A 12,838-nucleotide genomic window follows, 5' to 3' on the forward strand; every position below is an offset into this window, starting at 1 on the left:
ATCCCTGGATTGCAAGTTCGAAGGCGGGCTTTTTTCACGCCTGAAAGTTGACAGTCATTGGCAACTTTAATACGTCTCGGCCTGGAAGCCACGGCCCCGCGCCCCAGCCACCAGCATTTCATTTCGATATCGAATTTGCACGGGGAGCAGCGATGTCCTTTCGTTCCACGCTTGGCCGCACCATTCTTTCTCTTTCATGCAACACAGGCTTTTTTCTACCAGCGATTGCGCAGGATCAGGCAGCGACCGTGCTGCAGCCTGTCGTCATCCAAGGGGATGGCGGTGCAGGCAGCAGCGGCATTTTCGAAGAGGATGGTTACGTTGCGAAAGCCGGGCGCGCAACCGGCAAGAGCGATACCCCGCTCATCGAAACGCCGCAGTCCGTGTCCGTGATCACGGCGAGTCAGATCGAGGCGCAAGGTGCCGAAACGCTGAATGCGGCCCTGCGTTATAGCGCAGGCGTCGCCGGCGAGAACAACGGCTCGGATACCCGCGGCTATGGCCTGCAAATCCGCGGCTTCAACGTCTCCGACGAAATCTTCTATGTCGATGGCCTTCATTCGAAGGGAACCGAATTCGCCTCCTTCCTGTCGCTGGAGACTTACGGCGCCGAAGCCATCGAGCTAGTGCGCGGCCCGGCTTCCGTACTTTACGGGCAGAACAGCCCCGGCGGCATCATCAACTACTCCAGCAAACGCCCGACTTCCGAAGCGTTCGGCGAAGTAGGCCTCAGCGTCGGCAGCTTCGATCGCTACGAGGCACAATTCGACATCGGCGGTCCGATCACCGAAGACGGCGTGTTCAGCTACCGTCTGACGGGTTTCGGCCGCAAGGGCGATACACACGTGGACTTCGTCAACGACGATCGCATCTACCTCGCACCCTCCGTCAAATGGGCGCCGGACGACGAAACGAGCCTGACGGTCTTTGCGAAATACCAGAAGGACTTCACCGGTTGGGGCATCCAGTTTCTGCCGGCATCCGGAACCGTCCTGCCGAACGAAAACGGCGAAATTCCACGCGACAGGTTTGTCGGCGAACCGGATTTTGACCGCTATGATCTGACGATTGCGACGATCGGCTACGAGTTCGAGCACCAGATCGACGAGACGTGGGCTTTCCGGCAGAACGCGCGCTATTCATATCTGAAAAACGTACAGGAAGGCGTTTTTGGCAGCGGACTTGCCGCTGACGGACGCACCCTCATGCGCTATGCCGACGAAGGTCGGTCGCAGCTCGCAAGCTTTGCGATCGACAATCAGGCAGAGGCAATGTTCGACACAGGTCAGCTCGAGCATAAGATGCTTTTCGGGCTGGATTATCAGTATACGCATTTCAAAGACTGGGGCACTTATGCCGACGTCGATCCTATCGATGTCTTCAATCCAGTCTACGGTTCGCCGCTGCCAGCACTTGATGTCTATACCGATGCGAAGACGACGCAGCACCAGGTCGGCCTTTATGTGAACGACCAGGTCAAATTCGATAAATTCGTGCTGACGGGCGGTCTGCGTCACGACTGGGCGCGAACGGAAACGCTCGAGCAGCTTGACGGTAGCCGTACAGACAAATCCGACAGCGCCTTTACCGGCCGCCTCGGCCTTGTCTATCTGGCCGACAACGGTCTTGCACCTTATGCCAGCTATTCGACCTCGTTCATGCCGGTCCTTGACGATCCGAGCTTCGACCCGGAAACCGGACGGCAGTACGAGGTCGGCGTGAAGTATCAGCCGGAAGGCTATAACAGCTTCGTCACTCTTTCGGCGTTTGATCTGACGAAAGACAATGCCGTTCGCTATCAAGGAAGTACTGCCGTGCAGAGCGGAGAAATCCGCTCACGCGGCATCGAACTCGAAGGCGTCGCAAGCCTCGATCAGGGCTGGGATATCAAGCTCGCTTATGCCTATCTCGATACCGAAATCATGGACGATACCGAGGGAACCGGCGGCAACACGCCCTACGGCGTGCCGCGCCATCGCGCGTCGCTGTGGGCAAAGTACACGGTCCAGCGCGGCACGCTGGAGGGTCTCGGCCTTGCCGCAGGTGTCCGTTATATCGGATCGACCTATGGCGACGATGCGAATTCCTTCAAGGTTCCGAGCGCCACGCTTGTCGACCTTGCCGCAAATTACCAGTGGAAGGACTACGAGTTCCAGCTCAACGTCAGTAATCTGTTCGACAAGCGCTATGTGGCCTCTTGCTTTTCGGAAACGGCCGGATGCTTTTTTGGCGAGGGCCGCAAGATCGTCGGCTCGGTGAAATACCGTTGGTGATGTTTACCCGGCGGACATTACTCGGCGCGCTTGCAGCATCGCCTTTCGCACCGGCGGCCTTCGCAGGGCTGCCGCGCCGCATCGTCTGCCTCGAATGGACGTCGGCCGAAATGCTCGTATCACTCGGTGTGCCGCCATTGGCGGTTGCCGATCTCAAAGGCTATCGGGACTGGGTCGCTGCGCCCGCCCTGCCCCTGTCGACACTTGATCTCGGCGCTCGCGGTGAACCGAACCTCGAAGTGATCAGCGCGATTCGTCCCGATCTGATCGCAGGCGCCTATGGCTACGGGATCGACGAAACGATGTACACGCGCTTTGCGCCGGTGTTCAGCGTTCCTTTTTATGAAGGCATGAGCACGCCGCTTGCCCAGGCGGAAGCCGAAACCGTAAAGCTCGGCGCGATCGTTGGACGGCAGGACGCAGCACGAAACCTTGTTAGCGAAACCATGCGGACGATCAATGATACCGGAGACGCCCTTCGTACACGTCCGGCGGGGCCGATCGCGATCATCAGCATGTTCGACGACCGTCAGGTGCGGGTCTATGGCAGGGGCAGCCTGTTTCAAGACGTGCTTGACCGCGTCGGCCTTGTCAACGCGTGGACCGGAGAGACATCGCAATGGGGATTTTCAACCGTTGGCATCGACGCGCTTACGGCAATCGGCAATGCCCACCTGATTTCGCTCGATCCCATCCCGCCGCATATCCGCATCCGCATTGAGCAGAGTTCGCTCTGGACAAACCTGCCCTGTGTCAGAGCCGGAAATGTCGCAACGATCCCGCCGGTCTGGCCCTTCGGCGGTTTGGCCGCTGCCGCCCGTTTCGCCACTTTTATCAGGAACTTCGTGCAGGCATGATGGTGATCGATCAGCCGATATCGGCGCAACGCAGCGACCTTTGGAAACTGATCCTGCTCGTCACCATCCCGGCAATTGCCGCGATGGTCCTGACCTTTGGCGGCGCGGAACGGCTGTTGCCGCCGGCCTCCTGGTGGTCCGCGCTTGTCAATACCGACAATGCGAAATCGGAAGAGCTGCTTTTCCGGCATGCCTTCATGCCGCGTGTCGCTGTCAGCATCCTCGCCGGCCTGGGGCTCGGGCTATCCGGCATCTTAATCCAGCATCTGCTTCGCAATCCGCTGGCAGAGCCGACGACGATTGGCACGAATGCCGGAGCGGGGCTGGCCTTGACTGTCGCAACGCTCTACGCCCCCGGCGCGCTCGAAAACGGACGTGGTGCCATCGCCCTTCTGGGCGGCGCGCTAACGACGCTCGTCGTCTTCGCGCTCGCACAGCGCCGGCAATTTTCGCCGGTGGCCGTCATTGTCTCGGGGCTTGTCGTCAGTTTGACCTGCGGCTCGGCGAGCGCCCTCCTCATGGCGATCAACCGCGAGTACACCGAGGATCTTTTCATCTGGCAGAGCGGATCGTTGATCCAGAATGGCGACGCCGTCGCCCGAACCCTCCTTCCGCAGATTGCTGTTTGCAGTGTCTTGGCATTCATGTTCCTGCGGCCTTTGCGGCTGCTGGAAGCCGGCGATGAAAGCGCCGGCAGCCTTGGCATGAGGCCGGCAGCCATCAGGCTGATCGGTCTTTCGATTGCAGTAGCAATGAGCGCATTCGTCGTTGCGGCAGCCGGTGTCATAAGCTTCATTGCACTAGCCGCCCCTGCCTTCGCGCGCATAGCCGGTGCAAGGACGCTGCTGCAGCGCATGGTCTGGTCGCCTCTGATTGCCGCCTCGCAGCTTTGGCTGGTCGATCAACTGATCCAGTTCCACTTCGGAGAGGTGGCATTTCCGGCAGGCGCTGCGACAGCACTACTCGGCACGCCTTTGCTGTTCTTCTTCCTGCTTCGTTTGAAGACCGTCACCCTGGGCAGCCGAGAGGGCACATTCACCGCCGTCACTCCTTGCGGAATGCCGGCGCTTCTTCTGCTTGCCGTAGCACTCGTTGTTGCAACAGGTCTTGCTTTCTTCCTGGGAAAGGGTGCAAACGGCTGGGGTTGGATCGCGGCAGCACAGATTGGCGAATTGGCCGAATTGCGGCTGCCACGGATCGGCGTGGCGCTTGCGGCCGGAGCCATGTTTGGCGTTTGCGGCACATTGCTCCAGCGGATGACTACAAACAGCATGGCCGCTCCCGAAGTGATCGGTGCCTCAGGTGGGGCGAGCCTCGGCGTACTTGCTCTTTTTGTCGGCACGTCCAGCATCGATCGGCTTTCACTGGGAGTGGCCGCAAGCTTCGGCGCCTTCGCAACACTCGCGCTCGTCCTGTTTATCGCTGGCCGGCAGCGCCTTTCGCCGGAGAAGCTTCTACTAGCAGGCACATCTGTGACGACGCTTGCTTCGGCGCTGGCCGCTCTCGTTCTTGCGAGCGGCGATCCGAGAACGGACTTCCTGCTCGCCTGGCTTTCAGGTTCCACTTATACGGCGACGCCCAGCCAGGCGATTGCGACAGTGGTTGTTGCACTCCTTCTTCTTTCTTTGGCGCCTTTGACGGTCCGCTGGCTCGCCGTCCTGCCGCTTGGCGAAACCGTGTCGCGCTCCCTGGGCCTCGGTGTCGTTTCCGCTCGCGCCATCCTGCTTTGCCTCGTCGCAATTCCGACGGCCGTCGCAACACTGGCGATTGGACCTTTAAGCTTCGTCGGGCTGATGGCGCCGCATTTCGCGAGAATGTCGGGTTTCCGCAAACCGGCCGTCGAAATATTCGCTTCTGGCCTATACGGCTCAATCATCCTGATTGCGGCCGACTGGGCGGGAAGAACTATCATTTTTCCGTGGCAGATACCGGCAGGTCTGCTGACAGCTCTCGCCGGCGGCCCGTTTTTTCTGATCGCGATGAGCCGCTCCCGATAGACATCGCCTTTCGCCTTAGGAGCCGAAACGATCAGTCGCCGTTCAATGCAAGCGAACGAATCTCGCGATCGGCCGACTGCAGCAGTTCGAAAGCGCGGTACCTGTTTTTGTGCAGGACCGCAATCGCGCCACCCGTTGGATGGAACGTTTTCGACAGATGCGACATCGCCTTCATCGCTTCCGGCAGAGAGTCGTTGTGTCCGGCGGCTACGGAGCCGAGCATTGCCGCACCCAATAGCACCGGCTCTTCGGTGTCAGAGATTGCCACCGGCACATTCGTCGTGTCGGCCAGAAGCTGTCGGACAAGATTGCTTTGCGCGGCACCGCCGCTGGCAACGATCAGGTCAAGCTTGATGCCGTCTTGCGCCAGCTTTTCCAAAAGCTGCTTGAGGCCATAACCAATGCCGCAAAGGCCGGCAATATAGAGCGAAATCAGATTGGAGATATCGACATCCAGTCCAATGCCTGCGACGATCGCCCGTGCATCGGGATCGGCATGCGGCGACCGGTTTCCAAGAAATTCCGGCACGACATGGATAGACTTCGCAAGTTCGACGGCACGCGTTAGGTCCGGGCATATTTCCGCGACCTGCCTATCCAGCCATGCAACGAGAGTGAGACCCGCCGCTTCCGCCTTTGCGCGCGCCTCGGCAGATGCCGGATGCATGGTCACCAGATGGTCTATGGCCGCACCTGCAGCCGACTGCCCGCCTTCCGTCAGCCAGAGCCCCGGCACCATTGCTGAGTAATACGGACCCCAGACGCCACCGACGAAAACCGGATTGTCACTTGAAGCCATCGAACAGGCCGACGTACCGAAGATATAGGCAAGCCTGTTTCTGACATCCGAACGGCCGTTTGCGTCCGCGCCGCCGAGTGTGCCGGCGCCGCCTGCATGCGCATCGATCAGCGCCGCTCCGACGGGAGTTCCGGCCGGCAGCCCAAGATCGGCAGCGGCGTGTTCGCTGAGCCCATCTGCCAGCGCCGTGCCTGGGTCGACGATGTCCGTACCTATCCTGGAAAAGCCTTCTGCTGCCAATTCTTCGAGCCCGATCGCCTCAAAGTACTGGGCGTCCCAGCGCTTTTCGTGGGCAAGATAGGTCCATTTGCAGGTGACCGTGCAGACAGACCGGCTAAGCGAGCCGGTTGCACGCCAGGTCAGAAAGTCCGCAAGGTCAAAGAAATGGCCGGCAGCGGCAAAGGAGGCCGGCAGATTGCGCTTCAGCCAGAGAAGCTTCGGCGTTTCCATTTCCGGGGAGATCCGCCCGCCCACATAACGCAGGACCGCGTGGCTTCCAGCATTGATCTCGGCCGCTTCGCCAGCGGCGCGGTGATCCATCCAGACGATAATATTGCGGTTGGGATCGCCGGAAGGACCGACGGCGACCGGCGCACCATCGGATTTCACCGCAACGAGAGAACAGGTGGCGTCGAATCCCAGGCCGGCGACGGCGGTGGCTGAGATCCCAGCCATTGAGACGGCTTCCCTGGCGCTGTCGCAGACGGCTTTCCAGATCTGTTCGCTGGATTGCTCGACGATGTGGCCCGCCTCATACCAGATCGTGATCGGACGTTTGGCGGACGCCAGCAGCGCCCCGTTCTCGTCGAAGACCCCTGCCCGTGCGCTGCCTGTACCCACGTCGACGCCGATAAAAAACCGCGCCATGGTCAAAGGTCCGTGCTATGCGGCAGGATGACGAGGTCACGGATCGTCACGTTGCGTGGCCGCGTCAGCATGAACAGCACCGCCTCTGCAACCTCCGTGGCTTCCATCAATCCTCCTGCGGCTATCGTCTCATCGAGCTTTTCCTGAGGCCAGTCGCTGATCAGCGCCGTGACGACAGGACCGGGCGCTACCGCGCCGACGCGAATGCCGTGTTTTATAACCTGGCGCCTGACCGTATGGACAAACGCCTGCACCGCATGTTTGGACGCGGTATAGATCGGCTCCCAGACCACGGGCACCAGACCGGCGATCGAACTGGTCATGATGATGTCGCCGGTCTTCCTTTCCACCATATGAGGCAACACCGCCTGGACAGATCTGAAGGCCGCATTGATGTTCAGGTTCAGCATCCGGTCCCAGGAATCGGGATCACCGTCGACGACGTCTCCGCCGATGTAGGAACCGGCATTGGCGTGGAAAATGTCGAGCTTTCCGAACCGTTCCAGGATCTGCGGCATCATCGTCGAGACGCTGGCCGGGTTGGTCAGATCGACGACCAGAGGGAAGGCGTCCGTACCCAGCTCGGAGCATATGCTCCTCAGAGAATCGCCTGCTCTGTCGATGAGAGCAACGCTCACACCCTCCTTTAATAAAGACTTGGCGCATTCAAGACCGATCCCCGAGGCAGCTCCGGTAATCGCTGCGACCTTTCCAGAAAGTTCCTGTCCCATATCAATCCTTGCTTTCGTAGTTGTATCAGGCACGGCCGTGCGAAACTCTCGACCGGCGCGCCAGCGAGTCGACGATGACTGCAATGGCAAGAACAGCACCGGTGATCATGTAGCGAAGGGCCGAAGACAGATCGAGCATCGTCAGACCGCTTGCGATCGACTGGATGACGATGATGCCGAGAAGTGCTGAGTAAGCGCTGCCGCGACCACCGAAGAGGCTTGTTCCGCCGATGACGGCTGCTGCAATCGCATTCAAGTTGACGTCTCCCGTCCCGGCCTGCTGGCTTGCCGAGGCAAGACGCGCCGCGGCGAGCACCCCGCCAAGTGCGGCAAACATTGCGCAGAGAACGAAGGCGCTGGTGTATATCCGCCGTACATTGATGCCTGCGCGGCGCGCGGCCTCGCGATTGCCGCCGACGGCCGCCATCGACCGCCCCCATTGAGTCCGTGTCAGCGCGTAGTTCATCACGATCGCCAGCACGACGAAGAGGGCAAACATCCAGGGGATGCCGCGGTCCTGATTGAGATAGAAGACGACGAATTCGAGAAGGATGGTGATGGCAGCCACGCTGGTGACGAGGCCACCGATCGAGCGAGACGAGAGGTTGGCTTGCCGGCGCCGTTGAGCGGCCCGATAGCCTGCAATCAGCATCACGACTCCCGGCAGCAGCGCGAAAAGATATGCAAGCGGGCGCGGAATGACGAGCAGCTGACCGAAGTTCACCAAGGACGAGCCATAGGGCAGGTTGATCGAGCCTGTGGCGCCGAGCAGATAGAGCTGCATTCCGAGCACCGCCAGCAGACCCGCGAGCGTCGAAACGAAGCTCGGCATTCCGAGACGATTGAAAAGCAGCGCATAGAGCGAGCCGATCAATCCGCCGACAAGGACGGCGGCGATGATCGCGGCCGCGACGGGCCAGCCCTGATTGACCCAGAGCATGCCGACCATGGCCGAAGCAAAGCCGCTGATTGAGCCGACAGACAGATCGATCTCGCCAACCATCAGCACGCAGACTATACCGAGCGAAATCACACCGACAGTCGACGCGTCGAAAAGCAGGTTTGCAAGGTTGTTGCTGGAAAGGAAGGTCGGATTGAGGGTGCCGAACACGGTCCAGATGATCACCAGGCCGACGACCACCGGCAGGGAACCGAGATCGCCGGAGCGCACCTTGTCGATGGACGAGCGGATCTTCGCACCGATACCGGCATCATGACTGACGCGAACATCGCCGCGATCAAGCAGCGTTGCGGTTTGTTTCACATCGCTGGTCATGGGTGACCCTCCTGCCTGATATCCTGCTGCGCCTGACGGCGGCCCGCGCGGCGCGAGACCGCATTTTCTGTTGCTCCGGTAATAGCAGTGACGAGTTCCTGGTTGGACGCATCAGGATAGAAAATTCCATTGTTCCGCCCGAGCCTGAGGACGACGATGCGATCGGCCACCGCACGAACGTCTTCCATATTATGGCTGATCATCACGACCCCGAGCCCGCGGTCGCGCACGCGCTCGATCAGGTTCAGCACCTCGGCAGTCTGGGCAACGCCAAGAGCAGCGGTGGGTTCATCGAGCAAAATGAGCTTCGGCTCCAGGAGCAGCGACCGGGCAATCGCCACCGTCTGGCGTTGTCCACCGGAAAGCGATGCAATCGGAATGCGGACGCTGGGAATGCGGGCAGAAAGCTCGTTCAGAAGCGTCCAGGCACGAACCTCCATCGCCGTCTCATCAAGCCTCAGCGGAGCGAGCTCCCGGCCGAGGAAGATGTTGGCAACGACGTCAAGGTTCTCGCAAAGTGCAAGGTCCTGAAACACGGTCGCGATGCCCAGGGATAAGGCCGCACTCGGGTCGGTCAGCGTCACCTTGTTGCCGCGGAAGGTGATCTCACCCGAACTCGGCTGGTGCACGCCGGCAAGGATCTTCACCAGCGTGGACTTGCCGGCGCCGTTGTCGCCGACGAGCGCCACCACTTCGCCGGCATGAACATCGAGATCGATATCGGTGAGCGCCGAGACGGCACCGAAATGTTTCGAGATCCCTCGTAGGCTGAGCACCAATTCGCCGGCAGAGGCTGTTTGATCGGGAGCGTCAGTCATCTGTCGCGAGCCTTTCATCATGAATTTTCGACCCTCCGGCCGCCCACAAGGACGGTCGAAGGGCAACTTGGGAGGGAACCGATCAGCCGCCGATGCCGAGCGTCTTGCAGCCTTCGGCGTAGCGATCCGTGCAGAGCTGCTCCGGCGTCTGGATCGGCTTGCCATTGACCGTCTTGTCGATGATCTCGGCCTTCAGGTTTTCAGCGGTAACGAGCGCCGGCGTGAAGAGTTGCGTCGGCGTATCGAAGAGCTTGGTGTCGGCCTTCGGCGCTTCGCCCGACAAAAGCTGGATGGCGACATTCGCCGCAGCCGCGGCCACGATCTCGCTTGGCTTGGAGATGGTGTTGTACTGATCGCCCGCGATGATGAGCTGCAGACCCGCGATCGTCGCATCGTTGCCGGTGACCGGCGGCACAGGATCGATGCCGGCAGCCTTAAACGCTGCAACGGCAGCACCACCCGTGCCGTCATTGGCGGCCACAACGCCGATGATCTTCTTGCCGAACCGGGTAATCTGGCCGCTTGCCCATTGCTGAGCCTTCGGCGGAGCCCACTCCGGCGTATCGAACTCCGCAAGGATCGGATAGCCGCCTTCGGCAAGGCCGGCATGGATACCCTTCTTGATCAGGCCTGCTGCAGCATCCGTCGGCGAGCCGTTGATCTGAAGAAGGCCACCGTCGCCGGCCTGGACGTTCTTCGCCTTCAGATGATCGACGAGCGATTTGGCGATCATCTTGCCGATTTCCTCGTTGTTGAAGGAGACGTAATAGTCTGCGGCGGCAGATGGGATCGGCCGGTCATAGGCAATGACCTTCACGCCCTGGCTCTGCGCCATCTTGACGAGCGACGCGGCAGCTGTGGAATCGACCGGGTCGAGCACGATTGCCTCGGCGCCCTGCGAAATCGCCGAGTTGAACTGCTGCTGCTGGCGCGAAGCGTCGCCGTTTGCGTTCTGGTAGATCACCTTGCAGCCGGCGCAGAGTTTCTTCATTTCCGCTTCGAAGCCCGGATAATCGTGCTCCTCGTAGCGTGTGGAGCTCTGATCTGGCATCAGAAAGGCGACCGTTGCATCGGTCACCTTTGCAGACTGCGCAAAGGCGGACGTACCGCTGAGAAGACCGACGGCGAGCGCTGCTGCGCCTGCTAATTTCCATGCGAATTGAGTCATAGGAATCTCTCCGTTCCCAAATTGTAACTGTTTCGATGAAGCCTCAAGCTCGCCTCGAGCTCGACACCCTTTGTGCGATCCGGCCTTTCGAAGCGGGTTCTTGACCGGCGCTTCAGGCTGGTGTGCGGACAAGCAATCCCGTTCGGACAACTGGTGTCCGTTCGCCTCGCCCTGATTGTTCGTTTCCTCCTCCCCGGTCCTCCCTTTTAGGCGGCCTCCACCGCTCTTGCGTTTTGTGCCAGCAATGTTCTGAAGCGCGAGGGCGCCATGCCCTTCTGATCCAGAAATCGGCGATTGAAATTCGAGATATTGTTGAAGCCGGCCGCAAAGCAGATGTCGGTGATCGACATGGCTGTCTCGCTCATCAGCAGGTGGCAGGCAAAGTTGATCCGCAGCCGGTTCACATATTGAACGAGCGCCATTCCGGTGTGCCGGCGGAAGCTGCGGGAGAACGCGCTCGGGCTTTGCCCAGTCAACTCGGCAAGGTCACCCTCGCTGAAGGGTTCGGTTAGATGCGTGTTGATATAGGCCAGCGCCTGGTTCACCCCAGCAGACATGAACCCCGACGGATCCGGATGATAGAGCGCACTTGCAAGGGTACGCGTGCCCTGTGCAGAACTCAGCGCGTTGAGCACGTTCATGAAAAGCTCGATCCGGCGAATTCCTTTGGCTTCGACCAGTTCCCCGAGGAGCGGGCCGACGCGCGTCGTCGTTTCGGGCGTGAATAGCGCACCCCGGCGGCTCATTTCCAGAATGCCGGCACAAGCCGAAAGCTCCGGAAAAACCCGGCTTGCATCCGCAAGGAAAGACTCAGTGAATTGAAGCACCCGGCAGCGCAGCGGTAGGCATGTGCCCGGCGGCACGTCGCTTACCCAATTATGCGGCAGGTTCGGTCCGGTGAGCACAAGGTTGCCCGGTTCGAACTCGCCGATGAAATCACCGACGAAATATTGCCCCGTCGTTGCGACGACATGGTGGATTTCATATTCGGGATGGAAATGCCAACGGACCGTACGGTAGGGGTAGCCATGCTCCCAGGCCTTGAAGGACTCGCCGCTGCCGATCGCGACCACTTCCAAATCCGGATTCATGGAACCTTCCTCCCTGCGCTCTGACCGGAGTTTCTCCGGTAATGGCGCCTCCTCCCAGAGGTCATCGCTTCTTATGACAGGACTTTACGCGCGGACATCAGCGATCGCTACTACGCCATCGACCCCTCACTGATACTTTTTTGACAATTCTACTGCAATTTGTGGCAAATCGCGCAAGTTTCTCCGTCTCGGCACAGCCGATCAACGGCAAACGTCGAAGCCAGCACGTTCCGGCGCCGAGTTGTGCGACACCGGCCCCAAACCTCACTTACGTGTAACGGCTGTTCAAGCTATGCTGAAGAACGTGGGATGGAGATTTTGCAGCATGGCGAAGATCGTCTTCGGAATGAACCAGTCCCTGGATGGCTATGTCGACCATCAGGAATTTGCACCAGATCCCGCGCTCTTTCGTCACTGGATAGAGCACGTGCGCGACCTCACCGGCAGTGTGTACGGTCGCCGCATGTACGAGGTCATGCGCTACTGGGACGAAAACCGTCCTGAGTGGGGTGCGGAGCAACACGAGTTCGCGGCGGCGTGGCGGCGCCAACCGAAGTGGGTCGTGTCGCGCTCGTTGAAGGCGGTCGGTCCCAACGCCACACTTGTCGAGGACGACATCGAGGCGGTGATCCGTGGCCTGAAAGCTCAACTCGTTGGGGAGATTGCAGTTTCCGGACCAGACCTGGCACGAAGCCTAACCGACCTTGGTCTTGTCGATGAGTATCGACTCTACTTCCACCCAATCGTGCTTGGTCGCGGCAAGCCATTCTTTGCCGGCCCACGGCCGCCGCTCCGCCTCATGGCGAGCGATTTAATCGGCGAGGACGTGATCAGGTTGACGTACGTTCCTGCCTGAACACGCAACTCGCCGCGCGTCCGCCTACACGCTCGCCAAATCAGCGCTGGGGCTTGCATTCGATCGAGGTGAAGTTCACTGCCTATCGGCGGGCGCAATGAGAAA

At 60.1% G+C, this 12,838-nt stretch carries 10 protein-coding genes; 4 read left to right on the top strand and 6 right to left on the bottom strand.

The window, feature by feature from the left end:
- Positions 1 to 152 precede the first annotated feature (152 nt).
- The 3 genes from N2599_RS28170 to fhuB are packed head-to-tail and all read left to right on the top strand — an operon-like array spanning position 153 to position 5,127.
- Entirely contained in the window at positions 153 to 2,273 is a 2,121-nt protein-coding gene (locus N2599_RS28170) for a TonB-dependent siderophore receptor (RefSeq protein WP_051336578.1), read from the top strand.
- Positions 2,273 to 3,130: an ABC transporter substrate-binding protein gene (locus N2599_RS28175; RefSeq protein WP_063829600.1), complete on the top strand. Its 858-nt coding sequence runs from the start codon at positions 2,273 to 2,275 to the stop codon at positions 3,128 to 3,130. Before N2599_RS28170 ends, N2599_RS28175 begins: the two co-directional genes overlap by 1 nt.
- Positions 3,127 to 5,127 (top strand): Fe(3+)-hydroxamate ABC transporter permease FhuB, encoded by a 2,001-nt coding sequence (gene fhuB / locus N2599_RS28180; protein WP_027510346.1) that lies wholly within the window; start codon positions 3,127 to 3,129, stop codon positions 5,125 to 5,127. The genes N2599_RS28175 and fhuB overlap by 4 nt, the downstream gene beginning before the upstream one ends.
- A 31-nt stretch (positions 5,128 to 5,158) precedes the next feature.
- On the opposite strand, the gene N2599_RS28185 is transcribed toward fhuB, so the two are convergent.
- The 6 genes from N2599_RS28185 to N2599_RS28210 all read right to left on the bottom strand — a co-directional run bounded on the left by N2599_RS28185 (position 5,159) and on the right by N2599_RS28210 (position 11,877).
- Positions 5,159 to 6,793: an FGGY-family carbohydrate kinase gene (locus N2599_RS28185; RefSeq protein WP_027510347.1), complete on the bottom strand. Its 1,635-nt coding sequence runs from the start codon at positions 6,791 to 6,793 to the stop codon at positions 5,159 to 5,161.
- A gap of 2 nt (positions 6,794 to 6,795) precedes the next feature.
- Positions 6,796 to 7,524: an SDR family oxidoreductase gene (locus N2599_RS28190; protein ID WP_027510348.1), complete on the bottom strand. Its 729-nt coding sequence runs from the start codon at positions 7,522 to 7,524 to the stop codon at positions 6,796 to 6,798.
- Between the two features lie 25 nt (positions 7,525 to 7,549).
- A complete protein-coding gene (locus tag N2599_RS28195; protein WP_027510349.1) occupies positions 7,550 to 8,800 on the bottom strand; it encodes a sugar ABC transporter permease in 1,251 nt (416 codons plus the stop codon).
- Positions 8,797 to 9,618: an ATP-binding cassette domain-containing protein gene (locus tag N2599_RS28200; protein ID WP_027510350.1), complete on the bottom strand. Its 822-nt coding sequence runs from the start codon at positions 9,616 to 9,618 to the stop codon at positions 8,797 to 8,799. The genes N2599_RS28195 and N2599_RS28200 overlap by 4 nt, the downstream gene beginning before the upstream one ends.
- Positions 9,619 to 9,700: 82 nt before the next feature.
- Complete coding sequence (locus N2599_RS28205) at positions 9,701 to 10,786, bottom strand: ABC transporter substrate-binding protein (RefSeq protein ID WP_027510351.1); 1,086 nt, start codon at positions 10,784 to 10,786, stop codon at positions 9,701 to 9,703.
- A 206-nt stretch (positions 10,787 to 10,992) separates the two neighbouring features.
- Entirely contained in the window at positions 10,993 to 11,877 is an 885-nt protein-coding gene (locus N2599_RS28210; RefSeq protein WP_027510352.1) for an AraC family transcriptional regulator, read from the bottom strand.
- A gap of 325 nt (positions 11,878 to 12,202) precedes the next feature.
- Between N2599_RS28210 and N2599_RS28215 the strand changes: the two genes are divergently transcribed.
- Positions 12,203 to 12,733 (top strand): dihydrofolate reductase family protein, encoded by a 531-nt coding sequence (locus N2599_RS28215; protein ID WP_027510353.1) that lies wholly within the window; start codon positions 12,203 to 12,205, stop codon positions 12,731 to 12,733.
- Positions 12,734 to 12,838 lie beyond the last annotated feature (105 nt).

The organism is Rhizobium sullae (assembly GCF_025200715.1).
In the GTDB taxonomy this organism is placed as follows: domain Bacteria; phylum Pseudomonadota; class Alphaproteobacteria; order Rhizobiales; family Rhizobiaceae; genus Rhizobium; species Rhizobium sullae.

Coding starts and splice junctions, on each gene's coding strand:
- N2599_RS28170 (WP_051336578.1), top strand. CDS start 153: ATGTCCTTTCGTTCCACGCTTGGCCGCACCATTCTTTCTCTTTCATGC.
- N2599_RS28175 (WP_063829600.1), top strand. CDS start 2,273: ATGTTTACCCGGCGGACATTACTCGGCGCGCTTGCAGCATCGCCTTTC.
- fhuB (WP_027510346.1), top strand. CDS start 3,127: ATGATGGTGATCGATCAGCCGATATCGGCGCAACGCAGCGACCTTTGG.
- N2599_RS28185 (WP_027510347.1), bottom strand. CDS start 6,793: ATGGCGCGGTTTTTTATCGGCGTCGACGTGGGTACAGGCAGCGCACGG.
- N2599_RS28190 (WP_027510348.1), bottom strand. CDS start 7,524: ATGGGACAGGAACTTTCTGGAAAGGTCGCAGCGATTACCGGAGCTGCC.
- N2599_RS28195 (WP_027510349.1), bottom strand. CDS start 8,800: ATGACCAGCGATGTGAAACAAACCGCAACGCTGCTTGATCGCGGCGAT.
- N2599_RS28200 (WP_027510350.1), bottom strand. CDS start 9,618: ATGACTGACGCTCCCGATCAAACAGCCTCTGCCGGCGAATTGGTGCTC.
- N2599_RS28205 (WP_027510351.1), bottom strand. CDS start 10,786: ATGACTCAATTCGCATGGAAATTAGCAGGCGCAGCAGCGCTCGCCGTC.
- N2599_RS28210 (WP_027510352.1), bottom strand. CDS start 11,877: ATGAATCCGGATTTGGAAGTGGTCGCGATCGGCAGCGGCGAGTCCTTC.
- N2599_RS28215 (WP_027510353.1), top strand. CDS start 12,203: ATGGCGAAGATCGTCTTCGGAATGAACCAGTCCCTGGATGGCTATGTC.